Consider the following 20,860-nt stretch of genomic DNA (forward strand, 5'->3'; position numbering starts at 1 on the left):
TTCGATACTGAGGACATCGATTCGCAACGGTAAGGACATCACGTCCACCAGCGAGTCGGCAAGGTGCCTGCAACGCCCCGCCCAATTGCGTTTTCCCTGCCATTTCCCGCTCCGCTCGAAACAGCGCTTCATAAACCCGACACGCGGGCGGCCCCGCCTGCCGCGTCATATCCCCCCGGTTTGCCACTTTTCTCCGGATAGCCGTGCGCATGAATCCAGGCTATCCGCACGTAAGCCGCGGCATTTGATTCAAATCACACGGCACGCGGGGAATTTGCCGACAATCGACTCACTGTCCTGCATAGCCCCAGAGGAAACGCCATGCACATTCCGTCGCAGTCCACGCGGCCCGCAGCAACCGTCCATCGCAAATATGACGCGTTGATCGCCCGCTGCCAGGCACACCCGGCCGCGACTGTCGCCGTCGCGCATCCGTGCGATGAAACGTCGCTGCGCGCCGCGATCGACGCGGCCCGCGCCGGCCTCATCGAACCCGTACTGATTGGACCGGCCGCACGCATCGACGCGCTGGCGGCCACGCTCGGCATCGATCTATCGCGTTACCGGCGTGTCGACGCACCGCATAGTCACGCTGCAGCAGCGCTTGCCGTCGAGCTGGTCCGCTCGGGTGACGCGCAAGCGCTGATGAAAGGCAGCTTACATACGGACGAGTTGCTCGCCGCCGTCGTTTCGCCCGATTCGGGTCTTCGCACCGGACGCAGGCTGAGCCATGTGTTCGTCATGGACGTGCCGACCTACCCCAAACCCCTCTTCATCACCGACGCGGCGGTCAACATCCGTCCCACGCTGGAACACAAGGCGGAAATTGTCCAAAATGCGATCGACCTTGCGCACACGCTCGGCGTCGACACGCCGAAAGTCGCGATCCTGTCGGCAGTGGAAACCGTTACGTCGAAACTGCCGTCGACGCTCGACGCCGCGGCGCTCTGCAAGATGGCCGAACGCGGCCAGATCACCGGCGCGCAGTTGGATGGCCCGCTCGCGTTCGACAATGCGATCAATCCGGAGGCCGCTCGCATCAAGCATCTCGGCTCGAACGTCGCCGGTCATGCCGACATCCTGCTCACGCCCGATCTCGAAGCCGGCAACATGCTCGCGAAAGAACTGACGTTTCTCGCGAACGCCGACGCGGCGGGCGTCGTACTCGGCGCGCGCGTGCCGATCATTCTCACCAGCCGCGCCGACAGCGAGCGCACGCGTCTGGCAAGCTGCGCGGTGGCCGTGCTGGTCGCGCACGCATCGAATGCGCGCGCCGGGGCATGAGCGGCACTCGCGGCCTCCTGCGGCCGGAGGAAACCGCGCACGCGCGAGCGGCCGTGGCGCGCGTCCCCCTGCAATCGCTATGACGCCGCCTCGGCGTTGAGCGGATCGTCGCACGCGTCCCTGACATCGACCGTTACGGGAATACCGCGGCGTACACTCTCGGTCACCGTGCAAAACGCCTCGAACTGAGCGAGAGCGCGCGTTGCATGGTGGAGCGCCGGCCAGCGTGCACCCACACGCAATCGGACCGCCATCCCGGCGACGCGCAGCCGTCCCGCCGTGTCGCGGTTCAGATCGACGTCCACGCGCGCCGTAACCGGATACGGATCGTTACGGTATCGCTGCAATGCATAGAGCAAACTGGCGGCAAGGCAGTTCGCGACGCCCGCCGCCAGCAACCGGACGGGATTCGGTGCCCCGCCGTCGCCGAGCGGCGGCATCTCGTCGGTCAGAACCGGCGGTGCGTCAATGCCGGGAAAATCGACCCGAAACCGGAAATGCTCGAGCTGCACCACTTCCACGACAATCGGTTTGTCGTCCATACGTGCTCCTTTGTCGCGCCGATCCCATGCATCCGCAGCCCGGCACGCTCGACACCGATGAGTGTTCCTTAACGATGTTCGCGGGAATGCGCGCAGCGACGGTGGCTGGCCGCGCCAACAGCCGCTCGAATTCAATCAGCCGGCGGCATTGCGCACACCGGCCGTATTGACCGCGACCGATTGGTGCGCAGGCCGGCCGCGCGCTCGCTGCACCTGCCCGCTCTGCATGAGCGCACGCATACCGATAGCGTCGCCTTTGCGCTCTGCCGCCGAATCGCAATGCGCGGCAACTGCAAACCAGCGCGCGCGACGGTATTCACGATAACCCGGCGGCGGCCGCCGGACTTGATCCACGTCAGCGGCTGAAAGACTCGCCCACCATGCGCAGCCGGCGCCACAACGTGCGCACCACAGCCGCCATTGCGATCGCGCTCAGCGTTACTGCCGAGACCAGCACGAACACATAGCCGACGAGTTGCTCGAACTTTCGCAGCCGGCCGGCCTGCACAGCGTCCTTGTAGCCGCGCTCGTCGGCGGCCTCGTTCACGATCGCGCCGCGATACAGGAAAAACGCCCGACATACTCCGTCTTCCGGCTGGGCCGCGATCAACAGCGAGCCGGGCGGCATGTCGCGCACCGCTTGGCAATGCGGCGAGCGCATGCCTGCGATGACGGCCGCGTCGATCGGTTGATCGTAAGCCGCACCCAGCCACGTCACGGCAGCGGCAAGCGCGGCGCTCGCGACGAGCGCTCCCGCGACCCGCCTCCATGCGGAATAACGGTCGTTCGAGCCTGACATGGTGTTCGTCATCGCCGCCCTTTTTTGATTGCCCTTTCTATCGCCTCATCTCAAGCGTGCATGGTGCCGCGATGCATGCATGCGTCGACAAAGCTCGATGCGAAGCCTTAGCCACGAATCGTCAAAACGGCCGCGCCCGACACGCGCCCGGCACGCAAATCGTCAAGTGCGCGATTCGCGTCGGTCAGCGCATAGGCGCTCGTCTCGATTTCGAGCGGCATTTCGGCAGCAAGCCACATGAACGCGGCGGCGTCCGCACGCGTCAGATTCGCGACCGACTCGATCCGGCGCTCCCCCCACAGCGCTGCATAAGGGAACGACGGAATGTCGGTCATGTGTATTCCGCCGCAAACGACGATGCCGCCTTTGTCGAGCGCCCCCAATGCGGCCGGCACCAGCGCGCCGATGGGGGCGAAGATCAGCGCGGCGTCGAGCGGCTCCGGCGCGCGCTCATCGCTGCCGCCAGCCCAGACTGCCCCAAGCCGCCGCGCGAGCTGCTGTGCCGCGGCATCGCCCGGCCGGGTGAACGCGAAAACCGTCCGGCCTTCGCGGCGCGCGACTTGCGCGACGATGTGCGCGGCCGCGCCGAAGCCGTAGAGTCCGATCCGCCGCGCCGCGCCCGCCTTGCGCAGCGTCCGGTAACCGATCAGCCCCGCGCATAGCAGCGGCGCGGCCTGCAAATCGGTATAGCGGGCCGGAATCCGCACGCAAAAACGGCTGTCGGCAACGGTGCGCTGTGCGTAACCGCCGTCGATCGTATAGCCGGTGAATGTGGGCGCATCGCACAGGTTCTCGTGGCCGTTCGAGCAATACGTGCAATGCCCGCACGTGCCGCCGAGCCATGGCACGCCGACCCGCTCGCCTATTTCGAAGCCGGACGCCCCTTCGCCCAACGCAGCGACCGTGCCGACGATCTCGTGCCCCGGAATCAGCGGCCGCTTCAACAGCGGCAATTCGCCGTCGATGACATGCAGATCGGTCCGGCACACGCCGCACGCCTGTACGTCGATCAGCAATTGGCCGGGGCCAGGCACGGGATCTGGCAGCCGTGCGTCGCACAGCCGGTTCGTCGCGCCGTCGAACACCATCGCACGCATGCTAACGCTCCTGCGCGGCACCCGGCCGCTCGCGCAGGCCGCGCCCCGCCCGCGCGCCGATGCCTTCGGAACCGCGCGCGCATTCCTCAAAACGGCAGGCTTTCGCGCCGAGCAAACGCCGCGATGCCCATTTCAGGATCGACACTGTGCAAACCGTGCCGTAAAACGAGGTGCGTAATCCGTCGTGACGCATCGATCGCCTCCGCTGCGAGTGGCGGCCTTGAGTCTTCAGATTAGGCGAACGGCGAACTCGTCGCCGCGCCTGACGCCGCAGCGCTTGACCTGAGTCAACCCACTATTCGCCGGCGGCGGGAAACGGTCCGCGCGGCATCGCCACGTGGCGCCGATCATGCGTCGAGCATCGATTCAGCCGCGTCGAACGCATGGCGGATCGCCACCAGCGGATCGGCGTGCGTGCAACGTCTGACCGGCGTCAATTCGTGCTCGCGCGTCATCAGATCGAGCCGTGCGTCATACATCACGCGGCCGTCCGGCTGGCGCAACGCCTCGAGCGCGAGTTGGCAGCCCGCGAGCCGATCGTTGAAACGCCCCAGCCGCACAAGCTGCGCACCCGCCTCCGATTCGATCCGTGCCGATCCGGCAAAACCCAAATAGGCAATCTGCATGCCCAAGCCCATCACGCCCTCCTTCCAATACGCATCGCATCGGCTTGCTACGAGCGCCTCTCATGTCGGCTCGGCGCATAGGTGTCGAACGCGGCTTCTTACGTCTCATGATCCCGGCAAGCGCGGACCACGCATCTGATGCGCGTCAACCAGTGCAACGATCGCACGCCAAAGCCCGCGCATGCGTGGCGCGCACGCCAGCCCGGCGTCGTCCCGGCGCCATGATCGAGCGTCGAGCTTCCGCGCGGCAGCCGCGGCCGCCCGTGCGACGATCGACGGCGGCCCTCTGTCGGGCCATGCATGCGCGGGCCCCGTGTGCGGCGCCGCCTCATCCAATGCGATTGCGGCGGTCGCAGCGATCATGCCGCTCATTCGCTTCATCGCCGCCGCCAGGTTAGCGCTCCCTGCTCGCGCTTCACGGCCGAACGCCCGAGCAATCTTCCTCGTCAGGCCTGCTTAATCGAGTCGAAAACGCGATGCCGATCGCCGCTCGGGGCCGTCGGCATCGAAACTGCGTACATGTATGCAAGCGCGCGCTCAACGCCGAGACGCCACGGGTTGCGCGCTCGCCGCCCGGCTTCGTGTTCGCGCTGTGGCTAAGCGCCGTTCCGTTGCCGTCGTTCGCAATGGCAAGTCGACCCGAATTCGGCGCAACGAAAACCGCCATGACGAATCCGTCGATTGCATGTGCGCCGATCCGTTCAACCGGCTCTCCGTAGCAACGGCGCATGTCGCCATCGGGCGGCGCGCGTCATCGGGCAGCGTACCGCCAGACCGGACGCTGCTGCCGCATGGCCATGCATGATCGACCGCCTCAAGCGGCGAACGGGCGATTCGTCGGCTTTCCGGTCAATATCGATATGGCCGGGGGGCGAAACGGTACGCCGAGTTCAACTCGTCATTCAAATGTGGCTATGGCCGCATGCGTTGCATTTCCGTTTCGCCTCTTCCGCACTCATCTGTCGCGCGTTTTTGCTTCACACTCTCGCGGTGCCGCACGCCGCCGCATACTGACGAGCGAGCCACCGCCGGGCAACGGGCGGCCGCTGCCCGTTTCTCGTGGGCGCCAGCAACATAACGACTTGCATGGAAAAAGAAATACCCATGGGTTCCATGAAGTAACCACGCGCGACGCGTGACATCCTGCCCGCGCGTCGCGCAACAGCCCGGCACCCCAAGCAAGCGCCGCTCATCCGACGACGAGATTGTCGATCACCGCGCGCACGCCTCGCACGGACCACGCCGCGCCGCGCGCGACTTCACGTTCCGCGTAGGAATCGACCTTGCCCGACAGCGTAACCATTCCGTCGCGCACGTCGACCCCGATATGCGTCGCCTCGCGCGCGGCGTGCCGCAACATCGCGCGCTTGACGTTTTCGCCGATCGCCTCGGCGCCCACGCTGCCGAGCACGTCGATATGATCCGTGACACCCGTCACGCCTCGCATCTGCGAAATCGCTCGCACCTCGACATGACGCTGATATGCCCAATCGACCTTGCCGGACAACGTGACCCAACCCCGCTCCACCTGCACCTTGACCGCCTCTTCGCGCAACCCCACAGTCCAGCGCAAAATCGAGCGCGCCATGTCCGCGATGTCCCAATCCGTGCGCGCATCGTCTTGCGGCAAACGCACGGTCATTTCGACAACCACCGCTCGAACACCCGCCACCCGGTTCGCCGCACGCTCGACGGCCAACTTTTGCGCATAGCTTGTCGGGTGCCCGGACAGCTTGACGATGCGCTCCGCCACCTCGACGTCGATCAGCGCCGTGTCGACAGCCGGGTCCGACGCGAGTTCGTCCTGCACATCCTGCTTCAATTGCCGATCGGTTTTCATCGGATATCCTCCAGTGGACTCGGCGATCCGTCGCGAAACGCGCGTCGCCATTTGTCGAAGCCAGCTTCGCATATCGGTCGGCACGCACCGATGACCCAGGTCAATCGCGCCCGCCTGCAAAGCGCTCGACTGCGGCGCGATGCACGCAAACGCGCACTGGCAGTGCCGGGGGATGGGCACACACGCTCATCAAGAGCGGCAACGCTCGAACCGGAACAACCCGCTGTGCAACACGACCGGACGCCCGCCGACCGCCTCCAGCATCCAGCGTGCCGCACGCTCGATCTCGGTGCGATGGCGTTCGAACGCGTCGGTCAAATCGCGTTCGCCGATCGATGGCGCGCCAAAATGATCCTCGAGAGCTTCGGCCGTAATCGCACATGGCACGCGAACGTTGTCGACGAGTGCCGTAAACGCGATCGTCCAATCGCGCGCGCGATATTCGGGCAAATCGGCGGGAAACGAAATCTGCATGGTTTTCGTCCGATGTCAGGGCATTCATTTGTTTCGGCCGCTCGCGCATTCCAGCGCGCGGCCGCGAACCAGCAGCATCACACCACTCGCTCGGCCCATGCACAAAGACAAAGCGCGCCACGACGTTGCCGCTGCGCGCGGCCAATGTGCTCTCATGCATACCCCCTCGCTGGATCGAGAGCCGGCCGCCGTGCACGGCCGCACGTTCATGCACCCATCTCCATCATCCGCAGCACGCGCGGCACGCGCCTTGATGTCGATCAACCGCACCGGCCGAGCGACATGAATGACCCAAATCAACGTTTCATGCCCCGATTAATTGTCAGATATGCACCGGCGCGGCGACGGCTGCTTTGGGCTCGCGACGCGAACGACACAACCGACGAGGAGGCCCATGCTTCGAAACAATCGACGAGCGGCACCGACGCCTTTCGAACGGCCTCGTCGCGGCGTGCCTGCCATCGCGCTCGGATTGACACTCGCGGCCGCGCTCGCCGGCTGCATGTCGCTCGCGCCCGCCTACCGGCGGCCAGCCACGCCCGTGCCAGATACGTTTGCGCGCACGTCGTGCGAAGCGGGCCCGCCGCTTCGCGCGGCGGAGCGCGATAGTGCCGCCGCCACGGCGAAGCCGCCGGGCGCCGCCGATCCCGGGAACTGCGACGCCCACCTCGGCTGGCGCGATTATTTCGCCGACGCCGATCTGCGCGCGGTGATCGAACAGGCGCTCGCGAACAACCGGGACTTGCGGATCGCGGCACAACGCGTCGAAGCGGCGCGCGCGGACTACGGCATTCGCCGCGCCGACCAGTGGCCGTCGCTCGACGCCACGGCAACGGCGCTGCGCACCCGCGTACCGGGCGGGTTCGTGTCGCCCGACGCGAGCGTCAAAGGCTTGTACAACGTGGGCTTGGCCGAGCTGGGCTGGGAAGCCGACTTCTGGGGACGGGTGCGCAGCCTGAAGGCCGCGGCGCTCGAAAACTTCCTCGCAAGCGAAGCCGCGCAGCGCGCGGTCACCCTCAGTCTGATCGCCGACGTCGCGAACGCGTATCTCGCGCTGCGCGCACTCGACGAACGCATCGCGCTTGCGCGTGCGACGCTCGACACGCGGCGCGACGCACTGCGGATTTTCCGGCGCCGCTACGAGGAAGGCGCGATCTCCCGGCTCGACATGAAGCAATCCGAAATTCTGCTGCATCAGGCCGAGACGCTCGCCGCTCAGCTCGACCAGGCGCGCGATGCGCAGCAGCACGCGCTGGCTCTGCTGCTCGGCGCGCCGAGCAGCCCGGCGCACGCCCCCGCACGGCTCGACGACGATGCCGTGCAAGCGCGGCTCGCGCCGGGGCTGCCGTCCGACCTGCTGGTCCACCGTCCCGACGTGATCGCCGCCGAACATCGGCTGCGCGCGGCAAACGCGGACATCGGCGCGGCCCGCGCCGCGTTCTTTCCGCGCATCACGCTAACGAGCACGCTCGGCACCGTCAGCCCCGCGCTCGGCGATCTGTTCGCGGCCGGCAGCGCGACATGGAGTTTCGTTCCGCGCATCACGCTTCCGATCTTCGAAGGCGGACGCCTGCATGCGAATCTCGATCTCGCCCACGCGCGCCGCAACGAAGCCGTCGCGCAATACGAAAAGACCGTGCAATCCGCGTTCCGCGACGTTGCAGACGCACTGTCGGCCCGCGCGTGGCTGACCGAGCAGGTCGCCATCCAGCGCGACACGCTCACCGCGCAGAGCGAACGCGCGCGCCTCGCGAAGCTGCGCTACGACAACGGCGCCGCGCCGTTCCTCGAAGTGCTCGACGCACAACGCGATCTGCTCAACGCCCAGCAGCAGCTCGTGCAGATGCGCCAAGGGCTGCTGTCGAGCCGGATCGCACTATACGCAGCGCTCGGCGGCGACGCCGAAGACAGCGAGCCCTCCCTGACCCCAACCCGAACCCGACCATGAAGCCTTCCCATCGCACCCTGATGCTCGGCGCCGCCGTGACGCTCGCCGCAGCGCTGACCGGTTATTACGCGTGGAGCCGATGGCACGACGACGGCTCTCACGCCGGCTTCGCGAGCGGCAACGGCCGAATCGAGGCGACTGAAGTAGACGTCGCGACCAAACTGCCCGGCCGCATCGAGGCGCTGCTCGTCGACGAAGGCGACTACGTGCAGGCCGGCCAACCGCTCGCGCGGATGGACATCCGGGTATTGCAGGCCCAGCTCGACGAGGCGCGTGCGCAACAGCAGCAGGCGCTCAATACCGCGGCGGGCGTCGCCGCGCAGGTCGCGCAACGCAAGAGCGACAAAGCCGCCGCGCTCGCCATGGTCGCGCAGCGCAAGAGCGAACTCGATGCCGCGCAGCGGCGGCTCGCGCGCTCGGACACGCTGTCTCGCGAAGGCGCCTCGTCGATGCAGGAACTCGATGACGATCGCGCGCGCGTGCGCGGCGCGCTTGCAACCGTCGCCGCCGCCCAGGCGCAGGTCGATGCGGCCCAGGCGGCCATCGATGCGACCGGCGCGCAGTTGACCGCCGCACGCTCGGCGGTGGCCGCCGCGCAGGCAAGTGTCGTGCGCGTGCAGGCCGATCTTGCCGATACCGAGCTTGTCGCGCCGCGCGACGGGCGAATCCAGTACCGGATCGCGCAGGCCGGCGAGGTGCTGCCGGCAGGCGGCAAGGTGCTCAATCTCGTCGATCTGTCGGACGTCTACATGACGTTCTTTCTGCCCGAAACCGTCGCCGGACGCGTCGCACTCGGCGCCGACGCGCGGATCGTGCTCGACGCCGCGCCCGGCTACGTGATCCCGGCAACCGTTTCGTTCGTCGCGAGCACCGCGCAATTCACGCCGAAAACCGTGGAAACCGCGAATGAGCGGCAAAAGCTGATGTTTCGCGTGAAGGCGCGCATCGACCGCGCGCTGCTGCTGCGCCATCTGAAACTCGTGAAAACCGGATTGCCGGGCGTCGCCTGGGTCAAGGTCGATCCCGCCGCCGCATGGCCGGCCGAGCTGGCCGTCAAGGTTGCGCAATGAACGCCGGGCAGCCGCCTGCCGCCCGTCTGCGCGACGTCAGCCTGCGTTACGGCAAAATCGTCGCGCTCGACGCGGTGACGCTCGAGGTTCCCGCCGGGTGCATGGTCGGTCTGATCGGCCCGGACGGCGTCGGCAAATCGAGCCTGCTTGCGCTCGTCTCCGGCGCCCGCGCGCTGCAAACCGGCGATGTCCAGGCGCTCGGCGGCGACATGCGCTCGATCGAGCACCGCCGGCGCGCGTGCCGGCGCATCGCGTACATGCCGCAAGGGCTCGGCCGCAACTTATACGCCACGCTGTCGATCGAGGAAAATCTGCAATTCTTTGCGCGGCTGTTCGGTCATGCGGCCGACGAGCGGCGTCGCCGGATCGACGCGCTGACGCGCAGCACCGGCCTCCATCCGTTCCTCGACCGGCCGGCGGGCAAGCTCTCGGGCGGCATGAAACAAAAGCTCGGGCTGTGCTGTGCATTGATCCACGATCCGGATCTGCTGCTGCTCGACGAACCGACAACAGGCGTCGATCCGCTCGCGCGCGCGCAATTCTGGGAGCTGATCGCCGGCATTCGCGCCGCCCGCCCCGGCATGAGCGTGATCGCCGCCACCGCATACATGGACGAGGCGCAACGCTTCGACCAGCTGATCGCGCTCGATGCCGGCCGCGTGCTTGCGCAAGGCACGCCGGCCGAACTGCTCGCGCGCACCGGCACGCGCGAACTGGAAGCCGCGTTCGTCGCGCTGCTGCCCGAGGCGCGCCGACGCGGCCACCGCCGCGTCGAACGCCCGCCGCTGCCCGCGGGCGACGACGCCACGCCGGCAATCGAGGCGCGCGGCCTGACGATGCGCTTTGGCGATTTCGTCGCGGTCGATCACGTCAGCTTCCGAATCCGCCGCGGCGAAATCTTCGGTTTTCTCGGCTCTAACGGCTGCGGAAAATCGACGACGATGAAAATGCTCACCGGCCTGCTGCCGCCGACCGAAGGCAGCGCGCAATTGTTCGGGCGCGCCATCGAATCGAGCGATCTGGACACGCGCCGGCGCGTCGGCTACATGTCGCAAGGCTTCTCGCTGTACAGCGAACTGACGGTGCGCCAGAACCTCGTGCTGCACGCGCGGCTGTTCGGTCTGCCCGAAGCGGCGATCGCCGCCCGCATAGACGAAATGATCGCGCGCTTCGACCTCGGCGGCGTGCCCGACGCGTTGCCCGAGCGGCTGCCGCTCGGCGTGCGGCAACGGCTGTCGCTCGCGGTCGCGATGGTGCATGCGCCGGAATTGCTGATCCTCGACGAACCGACATCCGGCGTCGATCCGATTGCACGGGACAATTTCTGGCAGTTGATGATCGATTTGTCGCGGCGCGACGGCGTGACGATCTTTATCTCGACGCACTTCATGAACGAGGCGCAACGCTGCGACCGCATCTCGCTGATGCACGCGGGCCGCGTGCTCGCGAGCGACACGCCCGATGCGCTGGTTCAGGCACGCGGCGCGGCAACGCTCGAAGCAGCGTTCATCGGCTATTTACGCGACGCCGCGGCCGATGCCGACCCAGCCGCAAGCGCCGCCGACGTGTCGCCGGCCGCGCGGCCGGCGTCCGGACTACTGGCGAATGCGGCGGCACCGGTTGCCGACGCCGCACCCGCATCGCGCCGCCCTGCGCCGCCCGACTCCCCGCCGCAGACGCCCGCCCGCCCCGATACCCGCCGATTCAGCCCGCAGCGCGCGCTCAGCTACATGTGGCGGGAAATGCTGGAATTGCGGCGCGATCCGGTGCGCGCCACGCTCGCGTTGCTCGGCTCGCTCATCCTGATGTGCGTGATCAGCATCGGCATCAGCCTCGACGTCGAGCATCTGAGCTTCGCCGTGCTCGATCGCGATCAGACCGGGCTGAGCCGCGACTATGCACTGAACCTGTCCGGTTCGCGCTATTTCGACGTCCGCACGCCGCTTGCCGATTACGCGGACCTCGATCGCCGCATGCGTGCCGGCGACATTTCGCTGGCGCTCGAGATTCCGCCACACTTTGCGCGCGACGTCGAGCGCGGCGCGCGCGCGCAAATCGGCGTGTGGATCGACGGCGCGATGCCGCTGCGCGCGGAGACCATCCGCGGCTACGTGATCGGCATGCACGAAACGTGGCTGCTCCGGCAGGCGCGCGAGCGGCTGGGCCTCGCACCGGCGGCGCGCGTCGAAGTCGTCACGCGATACCGCTACAACCCCGACGTGCGCAGCCTGCCCGCGATGATCCCCGCCATCATTCCGATGTTGCTGCTGATGCTGCCGGCCATGCTGACTGCACTTGCCGTCGTCAGAGAACGGGAACTGGGCTCGATCATCAACCTGTACGTCACGCCCGTCACGCGCGCCGAATTCGTGATCGGCAAACAAACGCCGTATATCGCGCTCGCGATGCTCAACTTCCTGATGATGAGCCTGCTCGCCGATTTCGGATTCGGCGTGCCGGTGAAAGGCAGTTTCGCGACGCTCGCCGCAGCGGTACTCATCTATAGCGTGGTGGCCACCGGCATCGGCATGCTCGCCTCCGCATTCACGCGCAGCCAGGTCGCGGCCATCGTCATGACGATCATCGGCACGCTGATTCCGGTCGTGCAGTTCTCCGGGCTCCTGACACCGCTGTCGTCGCTCGAAGGCAGCGGCAAGCTCATCGGCACGATCTATCCGGCGACCTACATGCTGACGATCAGCCGCGGCATTTTCAACAAGGCGCTTCATTTCGCCGATCTGTCGGCAGCGTTCTGGCCGCTTGCCGCCGCCGTGCCCGTCGTGCTTGGCGCGACGCTGCTGCTGCTCAGGAAGCAGGAGGCGTGAGCATGCCATTCCTTCTCGTCGTTTTCCGGCTCGGAGTCAAGGAACTGTGGAGCCTCGCGCGCGACCCCGTCCTGCTCGTCCTGATCGTCTACACATTCAGCGCGTCGATCTATTCCGCGGCAACGGCACGCCCCGATACGCTGCACAAAGCGCCGATCGCCATCGTCGACGAAGACGGCTCGCCGCTCGCGGCGCGGATCACTTCGGCTTTTTTTCCGCCGCAATTCACGCGGCCCGCGCGCGTCGGCCCCGGCGATGCTGATCATGGGCTCGATACCGGCGCCTACACATTTGCACTCGACATTCCGCCGGATTTTCAACGCGACGTCCTCGCCGGCCGGCCCGCTCAGATACTCCTGACCGTCGACGCGACGCGCATGACCCAGGCATTCACCGGCAGCGGCTACGTCCAGCAAATCGTGACCGCCGAGGTAGACGAATTCGTGCGGCGGCACCGGCAACAGCCGGTCGCTCCGGTGGATCTGGCGCTGCATCTGCGCTTCAATCCGAACCTCGAGCAAACCTGGTTCGGCGCATTGATGGAAGTGATCAACAATGTCACGCTGCTGTCGATGATCCTGACCGGCGCGGCGCTGATCCGCGAGCGCGAGCACGGCACCGTCGAACACCTGCTCGTCATGCCGATCACGCCGGCGCAAATCATGCTCGCGAAGATCTGGGCCATGAGCGCGGTCGTGATCGTCGCGGCCATTGCGTCGCTGATCTTCGTCGTGCAAGGGTTGTTGAAAGTGCCGATCAGTGGCTCGCTTCCGCTGTTCGTCGCCGGCATGGCGCTGCATCTGTTCGCCACGACGTCGCTCGGCATTCTGCTCGCGACGCTGGTGCGCAACATGCCTCAGCTCGGCATGCTGATGGTACTGACGATCCTGCCGCTGCAATTGCTATCGGGCAGCCTGACCCCGCGCGAAAGCATGCCCGCACTCGTTCAGGACATGATGCTCGCCGCGCCGACCACGCATTTCGTCGCGCTCAGTCAGGCGATTCTGTATCGCGGAGCGGCCCTCGACACGGTCTGGCCGTCGTTCGTCGCTCTCGCGGGGATCGGCGCCCTGCTGTTCGTCGTCTCGCTGAGCCGGTTTCGTGCCACGCTCGGACGGATGGCATAGGATTCGCGGGGGCGCGGAGTATCCCCGACCTGCACTGTTTTTCGTGTTCGGCTTCGTGGCCCTAGCCACAACGATCAACGCCGCATCATCCTGCACACCGGCCAGCGCATTTCACACGGTGCTGATGCGTTGAAAGCGTGACGTTCCGGGGCTACAGGAAGCCGCGGCCTTGAATTGCCCCTGAAAATATCGCGTCGCACGCGCAACGACCGAAACTTCATGTCTGAGCGCGCGCGCCCTTGCTTGATTAGCCCGGCAAGGCTGGCGCGATACGCTTCCTTGGTGGCGTCTCGAAAACGGAAAATAAAGCATGTATAGGCTGCGCTGCCGCGCCGGCGAGTCGGTGAACCGACCGGCCCGAGCCGCTTCTTGCAGCCATCCGGCAGGCGAACGTTCTTTTATGAACCGCTTATCCTCTACCTGCTCGATTTCCAATAAATGGAATCCATGTTGAACGTTCCGGCGCCGGTGGGCCCTGAATAGTATTTGTTGTCCGGGTCGCTTACCCCCTGCAATCGATCCGATTCATATGCGCTCGCGCTGCCAAAGGCCGGATGCTCGGCAGTGTTGGGAAACAATATATCCAGGTAACGATCCTGAAGTGATACATAAGTGTCCAGGTCGACATAGTTCGCGACGCCGTGTTCCTCCAGGGCCGACTTCATTTCCGGCCTCATACCGAGATAAGTTTGGCGCTGCGGTACTTCGACGCTAGCCTCTCTCATTATTCTCTGGGCTAAATACTCGACCGCGCCGCGTTCGCCCAACCCGTATGTGCGCACAATATCCACCGTGCCTGGCTGGTCCCATAACGACTGGTCGGGATCTTCCAGGCCAGTGAGCAGATGGACCATTTCGTGCGTCAGTATCGCTTTGGAGTTAATGTTAACGAGTTCCCCGTTTTTGGATAAAAATTTCAACGGATGATCGATCACAGTGTCGATATGGGGAACACTCATTATTCGTGAATGCTGCTGGACTACATATCCGAGGTCCTCCCGGCTGCCTATACTTACTCGCCACTTTCGGTTCGGCCCAATCCTCGAGCTGTCCACGGCAAAGTTATAGAGACTCCGGAACGTTTCGGATTCGTCATACAGACTGGTAAAGAACGACTTAATGTCTTCCTGTACCTTCGCTGATGAAGTCGGCTCTCCGTCGTAAGCCTGTGCTGCCACAGCGAAATACTGATCGAATCCTTGCGCGAAATCTTCTCTCCGGGTCACGTCCCTCGCGTCCTCCGACAGAACCTTCCGCGCCTCGATAACGGTTTGCGTTTCGGACACCGCCAAAGGTTCGTTGGTCAAAGCGAATCGCCGGCCAGGGCTGGCATTCGCATACGGCTGAGGAACCGGCAGATCCACGAGCTTCGCCGCATTGGTGTTGACGACTCTGAATATCTGCTGAGGTGCGCCTCCCTTCAGACCTGGAACGTCCCGAGCCTCCTGCCATCGCTCCCTGAACACCAGACGAATCGTTCGGTCCTGCCCATGACCATAGGAATCTGTTGGGTTCCATACTGCATACCCTGCCATCGACGCTGCGTCGTCCTTCGCAACCCGATAAAGATTGGCCCCAATCCTGGCGTAATGGGCGAGCGTGACGGGATCCTGCCAAGTCCCCCCTTCCGAAGGACGCATTGCCGGAGGGCGCTTATCCTTAGGTACTGGCGTGAGGCGCTCGACAAGTTTTTGCATCTCGGGGCTCAAAGGGGCCCCCTCGTCCCTGTTGACCAGCTCATACGCGTCATGCACGCCCTCGTATTTTCCGGCCTTGTCCATAAACATCAACGCACGGTCTTCAACTCCGAGATCTCTCAGTGCGCCAAGACTATATTCGGCCTGCAACCGTACTGCTGCCGGCACTTGCACTTCATGGCCGGAGAAAGCATGCGACGCCGCTGCGCCCTTGCTCAGCGCTGAATGACTCTTGGCACGGCTGCGGGTGAGCAGGTGGCCTTCGCCAGCGGTCATGAAATCCATTCCCAGGCCGATCGTGCCGCCAACGATCTCGGCCGTGTCGTTGTTTGAAACCCCGTCCGCAATGATGTAGCCCGAGCCGACATACGGTATCAGTGTGATCAGCGCCGTTGCCGTGCGCTTGCCATCTCCTGTTACGGCGCCTCCCACCGCGTTGTATAGGTTCGCGATTACCGGCACCGAGCTGATAATCTCGTCCACATCGCCACGGGCAATTCCCTCCGTGAATCCGATGACGTTCGAAATGATCGGCATATTGTCCAGCCAATGCCTGAGCTCGGGCGGGCCTTCGAACGCTATCCTGTACTGCGCCACAAGCTCATCGATTTCCTCGGCAACCGTATTTGCGGTTTGCGGCACATTCTGCCGGCGTAATTCCAGACGGGCACGCGCGGCAAACCATGGATGGTCTGGCAAGCCTGCCTTGAATCGGGCTCTGGCTTCTGCAAGCAGGCTCCTCGCATCGAGTTCGATTTGATGACGGGGCATGCCGTCCGACTTCGGTGTTCGGATGACGAAAGTAGCTGGATAATAGGGAGACTGAGGAAGCTCGAAGATAGCCAGGTCTTCCGTGAAATGCATGAACCGGTCGAGGATGCTGTGGTGATTTCGTCCGTGCGACGCGGTCAGCTCATCCTTTGAAAGTCCCGTCTTCTCCGCGAGCAGGTCCAGTGCCGCGGCTTTCTTGTCGAAGACCGGTGGTCCGGCCACGTCGGTAAGCAGGTCGGCCACGGTGTCTTCCAGCTCGTTCAGCCGTTGCGACGACGGGCCATGCAGCTCAATCCCGTGAGTCTTCACCAGATGCAACCCGAACAGGATTCTCGGATCAATCAGGGTGCTGTTCGGCGATGGCCACTCATGCGTCAATCTGGCAAACGCCGATCCCAGCGCATCATGGGACGGATACGGTTGCGGCGCAGCCTGCCCTCGGGACAACGCAGCCGTCTTTAGCACCGACGCCATCGAGTGTTCAAACGTGCCGAACGTGTACTGGGTATCCTGGCCATGCGCATCCAGCCATTGGACAACCATCTTGCGGCGATCCGGTTGCGGCAGCTTCGCGAAATCAGGCAACCGCATCAGGGATGGATCGTCAGCCAGATCGTCGACACTTTTATGCGCCGCATGAACAAGAGCGTTGCCATCAAAATAAATACTGCTGGCGCGCTCGCCGTGCGTCAGATTACCCGCTAGAAACAGGCTCTTTTGTAGCCGTTCTTCTCGTTCTCGCTGAATGCGTCTCCGGTGTGAGGTGACGATTTCGTGCAGTTGCACCGTGTTGATCAGTACCGACGGATGCGGAGGGGGTACCCGCCGGGCTGTCCAGACAGTTTGCATAGCCATGCCGGGCGCATTTCTCGGTTCCACGGAAATGAGGTCTCTGCGAAGCCGGGCGTGCATGCCATCAGAAGGCGGGACACCCGGTTCTCCGAACGTCGGGGAGACGTCATGAGTGCGAGGCGGTGGAGCCGTCGGGTTGTCCGAGGCAATTCGCGTAGCCTCATCGGGGACGCGCAGTGAACAGAGAAACGTTGCGGCAGCCATGATCGCCTTCGCTTTCGCGGTTGGCGCGGGCAGCCCGAGTAACGGTACAAGATGCGCATTCGCGGGATACCGGCCTTGCAAATGGGCGTCCATCACGTTCTGAGCATATGCATCCGTTAGTTGTGGTGTAAAACGCTGCGGCGTTTTGTCCACGGCCGCTTCGCGGCCGCGCAGAGATCTCTCGAGCCAGGCGGCATGGCGATCACGGTTCTTTCGTGATGGATCGAGCGTCGCGTCCAACGTGCGTTGAACGGGCTGATGCTTATGTCTTATATAGGGCATTTAGATGTTCCATCGGTTACTTTCCTAACCATAGACGAGAAATCCTTTATAACGAATTTAACTCTCGATTGACACCGGAATAATTTCCCTTCATTCTCACCCTATTTTAAGTCAGGCAATTATCCAAAAATCCCAAACTTATTTTTAAAATCCATCGGCAAATTAATTGTCACTCGGTGCCACCTTTCGGAAAGCGATGCCGACAGCAGCAAGATGATTTAAGGTGACGAAACTGCATTCGAGCTTTACGTAATGGATGAGCAGTTTGCGAAAGTGATTGAACCCGCTATGCCCCCGTGACGATATCCGGCTAAGAGATGCCGTGCCCGACGACGGCAGTTCCACCCGCTGCCAGAGCGCATCGGCCATCTCCCATGATTCGACTTTCTTCTTCGCCAACCCTTCGCTCCAACGCCGCACTCGCTCGCGGTCTATACATTTATTTATGGATAAATGCTCGGTTTCAGCGCATCGACATCCACCCAAGAATATTTAATAATTCACAACATCACCGCAGTTTAAAATTGCACGTTCACCTGAATAAAAATCATTCATTCAAACGATATTAAATTAAATAAGAATTTGCCGATAGATGCGTCGGCATATACGAAATTCTCAGTGAGAAGGCGAAAATGGAAAATTAGCGCGGCCAGTGTCCCACGAAGTAAAGCCGCAAGCACGTTTCAACGATCACGGATGGACTATCCTGCATGGCAATAGGCTGCCACATCGCGATGTGGATCATGGCGAACCAGCCAGCCGAATGAACGACAGCATGACACCGGATTCGTAGGCCCATGCATCCAGCCTTACCAGCGAACTTCCGGCCCGTTGTCGACCGTGATGGCTGCAGGTAAGCCTCGCACCTCATTGAGCCACTCGAGCACTTGCTGCACTCGTAGGCCCAGCAGCGAAGTATCGGCCTCGATGGCCAAGCACTCGCGCGTGTAGTCGTCGACCATGTTCAGGCATCGAAACCGCCGACCATAGGCCAGCCAGTCTGAAACTAATGGTATGGTCCCCCCGCTTTTTCTATCGCAGTGGCGTACCACCCATGGAGGTTGCCATGAATTCGGTCACGTTAGGAATCGATCTCGGCAAACGCGGGTTCCACGTCGTCGGTTGCGATGCTGCTGGCGCCCGCTCCGTCCCGCGTTGCTGTAGGCGCCAGATGCGCTTGTGGTTGGCGCAGCGCCGCCCACGGCAACAGCACCTGAATCCGGCGATAGCCGCATCGGCCCTTCTGCGCGGCAATGGCCATCATCCGGCCAGCCGCGCGTCGAACCGTTCCACAAAATACTTAAGCCGGGTAATCGGCACGCCCGTGCTGACTCACCGGCTTTTCTGCTCTGGGTCCGCATGCGTCTGCCACGTGATCGAGCGCGGATCGGCAATCGTGTTGTCGCGTTGAGAAAAGCGTCCGTTCTGCGGCGCGATGTTCGGATCGTCTTCCCACGTGGCCTGCTGTGTGAACGTGTTGGTCTTCCGGTTAAATTTCAGATAATGGTGAGCTGTTTTTCCACCCCAGTCCGATGACGGAAGCGAAATATAGTGAACCGCGTATTCGTCGTCTGTCAGATGGCCGCGCACGACATAGACGCCGTAATGCTCTTCGCCTGGCGAGATTATCTTGTAGACACCGTTATCGTAGTAATACAAAGTTGCGTCAGGAAAAGGCTTTTTCTCGTACATCTTTTCATAGAACAACTTCTGCTCGATGGTTGGTTTACCGAATTTCACCGCGATAGACGGGGATGCGGAAGTTGTGTTTTCCTCTGCGCTAGCCGGCAGCATGGCCAGAATCGTGGGAAACAGCAGCATTTTCTTCATCATGATCAGAATTCCAGGGGAAAAAATCTCGTCGCATGCTGATGTAGCACCGAATTCGATACGCCTCTGACAGAATCAGATCGATTATCCAAATTTACCAATGCCGACATTTCTTGCCCTCTAGAAAATTGCATGCTCACGTAACACGAATCCGGAAGGCATTTGGCAATGGCCAGATAAGCTCGATCGCGAGCAAGCGGAAACTCCGTGAATAACGTCGTCCATTTGCAATTCATCCGTCAAAAACACTGATCGACAAAGACCTTCAACGACAGTTCCCTTCACGATGCAGGTCAGCAACATCGGCCGCATGGAAGTCGGTGCCGCCGTTCAATCCGACGAACTCGACCGAAACATCTCAATTTCGGGATCGTATGAGATGACGGTCTTGTGGCCGCCAATGTTCATGATGTCGATCACGGTTTTACTCCATTTTCCGCGTCAATCCAATTACAAAGCCACTTCGGCCACAAGCGCGTCCCAGGGCGCGCATAGTCGACCTTCTTCCCGAGTGACGAGTCCCGCACCCTCTAACACCGCAACATCTCTATGCACGCGCTTGTAGTCGCGGCCAAGCGACGTCGCCAACATCTTTACGCTGTCCGCGCTCTCCCGGTGCAGATGTCGCAGCAATTCCAGACGCTTCGGCGTCAGTGCCGCCATCATCTCTTCCAGAGAGAGAAACGTGACGCGCCTTTCTTCGAAATCCTCACCTGCCGCTGCCCGCTCAAAAGCCGTCGCAAAACGACGTCCCATGTCCCGAGCACCGCCAACACGCACATTGAGCTTGCTCATTTCCCGCTCCTTTCGCGTTCGACGTCATTCAGAAAGTCCACCACCATCCGCTGCGCCGTCGAGAACGCCGAAAATCAGGCGGCTTTAGGCGACCATCCGCTCTCGGTATCCTGGAAGATCATTTTTTCAACTTCCTTCCGATCCAGGACGCTCTTTAACAATACGATGCTCGGAACAGGGTTAGATCACAGCCCGGATTGCTGTACGGGCGATTCCGAAAAACCCGATAAGCGTCTGGTCCCAGTCGCTTCCGGTTTCGATGGATGGTGCCCATGGCCATGGTTCGATAAACGGATGGCAAGTCTGTGCGCCGGTTGCGACCATGTGGCTTAGTAGCGACCTGGGGACATTCCAAATGCTATCCAACGGAAATCAATGGCCCAGTGGCTGGCGGTTCGGCGATCATGATATGGACAAGTATCAGGCACGTATCGAAGCCATTGTGGCGACCTGGAAATTTTGTCAGCGAACGGATGGTGCGGAGCCGGAGACGCTCAGCCGCCACTCATCAACCGGAATTTTGTTGGAGGCGAGCCGAAAGAGCCGGTGGAGCGACGGGATTGATGACGGCCAGATTTAGACCTGTTTTGATGCCGCGATTCTCGTGTGATTGTGGACCGGAATCGACAGGAAACTACGATAATTAATCGCAGCCTGGAACCTTGACAGCCTTGATTTATAAGATTTTTTTGGCGGAGAGAGGGGGATTCGAACCCCCGATAGGCTTTCACCTATACACGCTTTCCAGGCGTGCGACTTAAACCACTCATCCATCTCTCCAGCAAGACCGAGAGTAT

General features: G+C 62.8%; 17 protein-coding genes, 1 tRNA gene and 1 pseudogene. 6 read left to right on the top strand and 13 right to left on the bottom strand.

The features are described from left to right. Nucleotides 1-321 precede the first annotated feature (321 nt). Nucleotides 322-1,284 (top strand): phosphate acetyltransferase, encoded by a 963-nt coding sequence (locus AQ611_RS23030; protein ID WP_069236193.1) that lies wholly within the window; start codon nt 322-324, stop codon nt 1,282-1,284. A gap of 77 nt (nt 1,285-1,361) precedes the next feature. Here AQ611_RS23030 and AQ611_RS23035 read toward each other — a convergent pair whose 3' ends face one another. From AQ611_RS23035 to AQ611_RS23075, 6 genes are all read right to left on the bottom strand, one after another. Beyond that, the gene (locus AQ611_RS23035) at nt 1,362-1,826 is read right to left on the bottom strand and encodes an OsmC family protein (RefSeq protein ID WP_069236194.1); all 465 of its coding nucleotides are present in this window, start codon (nt 1,824-1,826) and stop codon (nt 1,362-1,364) included. Nucleotides 1,827-2,181: 355 nt separating this feature from the next. Beyond that, entirely contained in the window at nt 2,182-2,637 is a 456-nt protein-coding gene (locus tag AQ611_RS23045; protein WP_069236196.1) for a hypothetical protein, read from the bottom strand. Nucleotides 2,638-2,732: 95 nt separating this feature from the next. Continuing rightward, nucleotides 2,733-3,722, bottom strand: a complete 990-nt coding sequence (locus AQ611_RS23050; RefSeq protein ID WP_069236197.1) for a zinc-dependent alcohol dehydrogenase family protein — start codon at nt 3,720-3,722, stop codon at nt 2,733-2,735. Nucleotides 3,723-4,069: 347 nt separating this feature from the next. Next, nucleotides 4,070-4,360 (bottom strand): hypothetical protein, encoded by a 291-nt coding sequence (locus AQ611_RS23055; protein WP_069236198.1) that lies wholly within the window; start codon nt 4,358-4,360, stop codon nt 4,070-4,072. Between the two features lie 1,177 nt (nt 4,361-5,537). Then, nucleotides 5,538-6,188: a BON domain-containing protein gene (locus tag AQ611_RS23070; RefSeq protein WP_069236201.1), complete on the bottom strand. Its 651-nt coding sequence runs from the start codon at nt 6,186-6,188 to the stop codon at nt 5,538-5,540. A 189-nt stretch (nt 6,189-6,377) separates the two neighbouring features. Then, on the bottom strand, nt 6,378-6,662 hold the full coding sequence (locus tag AQ611_RS23075) for a DUF1488 family protein (RefSeq protein WP_059518742.1): 285 nt from the start codon (nt 6,660-6,662) through the stop codon (nt 6,378-6,380). A gap of 502 nt (nt 6,663-7,164) precedes the next feature. Here AQ611_RS23075 and AQ611_RS23080 point away from each other — a divergent pair. From AQ611_RS23080 to AQ611_RS23095, 4 genes are read left to right on the top strand one after another with little or no spacing between them, the layout of a single operon-like run. Then, on the top strand, nt 7,165-8,610 hold the full coding sequence (locus AQ611_RS23080; RefSeq protein ID WP_231936094.1) for an efflux transporter outer membrane subunit: 1,446 nt from the start codon (nt 7,165-7,167) through the stop codon (nt 8,608-8,610). Further along, nucleotides 8,607-9,680 carry an HlyD family secretion protein gene (locus AQ611_RS23085; protein WP_059518737.1) on the top strand — a complete coding sequence of 358 codons (1,074 nt, stop codon included), beginning with the start codon at nt 8,607-8,609 and terminating at the stop codon, nt 9,678-9,680. Before AQ611_RS23080 ends, AQ611_RS23085 begins: the two co-directional genes overlap by 4 nt. Continuing rightward, nucleotides 9,677-12,505 (top strand): ribosome-associated ATPase/putative transporter RbbA, encoded by a 2,829-nt coding sequence (rbbA, locus tag AQ611_RS23090; RefSeq protein ID WP_069236202.1) that lies wholly within the window; start codon nt 9,677-9,679, stop codon nt 12,503-12,505. Before AQ611_RS23085 ends, rbbA begins: the two co-directional genes overlap by 4 nt. Nucleotides 12,506-12,507: 2 nt before the next feature. Further along, complete coding sequence (locus AQ611_RS23095; RefSeq protein ID WP_069236203.1) at nt 12,508-13,632, top strand: ABC transporter permease; 1,125 nt, start codon at nt 12,508-12,510, stop codon at nt 13,630-13,632. A 416-nt stretch (nt 13,633-14,048) separates the two neighbouring features. Here AQ611_RS23095 and AQ611_RS23100 read toward each other — a convergent pair whose 3' ends face one another. The 6 genes and pseudogenes from AQ611_RS23100 to AQ611_RS23120 all read right to left on the bottom strand — a co-directional run bounded on the left by AQ611_RS23100 (nt 14,049) and on the right by AQ611_RS23120 (nt 20,063). Further along, nucleotides 14,049-17,396 carry a hypothetical protein gene (locus tag AQ611_RS23100; RefSeq protein ID WP_146011844.1) on the bottom strand — a complete coding sequence of 1,116 codons (3,348 nt, stop codon included), beginning with the start codon at nt 17,394-17,396 and terminating at the stop codon, nt 14,049-14,051. A 204-nt stretch (nt 17,397-17,600) separates the two neighbouring features. Continuing rightward, a complete protein-coding gene (locus AQ611_RS25190) occupies nt 17,601-17,837 on the bottom strand; it encodes a hypothetical protein (RefSeq protein WP_146011843.1) in 237 nt (78 codons plus the stop codon). Nucleotides 17,838-18,256: 419 nt separating this feature from the next. Further along, a pseudogene (locus AQ611_RS25195) lies at nt 18,257-18,433 on the bottom strand (integrase catalytic domain-containing protein); the annotation flags it as partial. An 86-nt stretch (nt 18,434-18,519) separates the two neighbouring features. After that, nucleotides 18,520-18,702 carry a hypothetical protein gene (locus AQ611_RS23105; RefSeq protein WP_102720240.1) on the bottom strand — a complete coding sequence of 61 codons (183 nt, stop codon included), beginning with the start codon at nt 18,700-18,702 and terminating at the stop codon, nt 18,520-18,522. Nucleotides 18,703-18,770: 68 nt separating this feature from the next. Then, nucleotides 18,771-19,271 carry a hypothetical protein gene (locus AQ611_RS23110; RefSeq protein WP_197517143.1) on the bottom strand — a complete coding sequence of 167 codons (501 nt, stop codon included), beginning with the start codon at nt 19,269-19,271 and terminating at the stop codon, nt 18,771-18,773. A 447-nt stretch (nt 19,272-19,718) separates the two neighbouring features. Beyond that, entirely contained in the window at nt 19,719-20,063 is a 345-nt protein-coding gene (locus AQ611_RS23120; protein ID WP_069236206.1) for an HVO_A0114 family putative DNA-binding protein, read from the bottom strand. Nucleotides 20,064-20,472: 409 nt separating this feature from the next. On the opposite strand from AQ611_RS23120, the gene AQ611_RS25965 reads away from it, so the two are divergent. Further along, nucleotides 20,473-20,643: a hypothetical protein gene (locus AQ611_RS25965; protein WP_156789240.1), complete on the top strand. Its 171-nt coding sequence runs from the start codon at nt 20,473-20,475 to the stop codon at nt 20,641-20,643. Nucleotides 20,644-20,753: 110 nt separating this feature from the next. On the opposite strand, the gene AQ611_RS23125 is transcribed toward AQ611_RS25965, so the two are convergent. Beyond that, nucleotides 20,754-20,843: transfer RNA gene (locus AQ611_RS23125), tRNA-Ser, on the bottom strand. Nucleotides 20,844-20,860 lie beyond the last annotated feature (17 nt).

This window comes from Burkholderia singularis (assembly GCF_001718875.1).
In the GTDB taxonomy this organism is placed as follows: Bacteria; Pseudomonadota; Gammaproteobacteria; order Burkholderiales; family Burkholderiaceae; genus Burkholderia; species Burkholderia singularis.